Raw genomic sequence first — 808 nt, 5'->3', positions numbered from 1 at the left:
GCCCGCCGTGGCATCCTGATCAGACTCGGACCTCTCCGAAGGTCCACGCTCCTACACCACGCGCGGGGGCACTATCCACCTCACATCAAACGCATAGAACGGCTGATTGCTCAGCCAGCGCGGATGGATGCCGCAGTTGAGGTGGATAGGGGCGATGATCCTGCGATCAACCACAGGAATATCCGCGGGGCTGACTATTACGGGAGGACTGGTGCATGAGCATTGAGACGACACTTCGAAAACTTGATGATCTTAAGCTGAAAGGCATGCGGGAAGCTCTGCGCCAACAAGCAGAAACTCCTCGACAGGCGGACCTGGCCTTCGAAGACCGGCTGGCGATGCTGGTCGATGCCGAGGAGCTTCATCGTCAGAATGCGCGGAAGGACCGACTTCTTCGCGCCGCCAAGTTGCGGGTACAGGCCCATCCGGAGGAGTTGACCTATGGAAGCGACAGGAACCTGGACAAGTCGCTGACGACGCGCTTGTTGAGCTGTGACTGGATTGGCAGGCACCAGAATGTGTTGATCACAGGCAAAAGCGGAACGGGGAAAACCTGGCTTGGGTGTTGCTTGGGAATGCAGGCCGTGCGGAACGGCATCAGCGTATCGTACCGGATGGTGTCCCGGCTTCTGGAGGAATTCGAAATTGCGCACATTGAGGGCACGACGGCAAAGCTGCGCGCGCAGTATAAACGAGCTGACCTCCTCATCCTCGACGACTTTGGCGTTAGCAAGCTCAAGGCCACGGGCAAGCACGACCTTCTGGAGCTTCTGGATGATCGTATCGGTGAACGCGCGACCATCGTTTG

At 58.2% G+C, this 808-nt stretch carries 1 protein-coding gene; it reads left to right on the top strand.

Translation table 11 applies throughout. The features are described from left to right. Nucleotides 1–215: 215 nt before the first annotated feature. The coding region (locus HC022_RS27905) for an ATP-binding protein (protein ID WP_167454529.1) at nt 216–808 on the top strand (593 nt) is incomplete at its 3' end.

Source organism: Salipiger sp. HF18 (genome assembly GCF_011806505.1).
In the GTDB taxonomy this organism is placed as follows: Bacteria; Pseudomonadota; Alphaproteobacteria; order Rhodobacterales; family Rhodobacteraceae; genus Salipiger; species Salipiger thiooxidans.
This window is presented reverse-complemented; position numbering and strand designations above follow the sequence as displayed.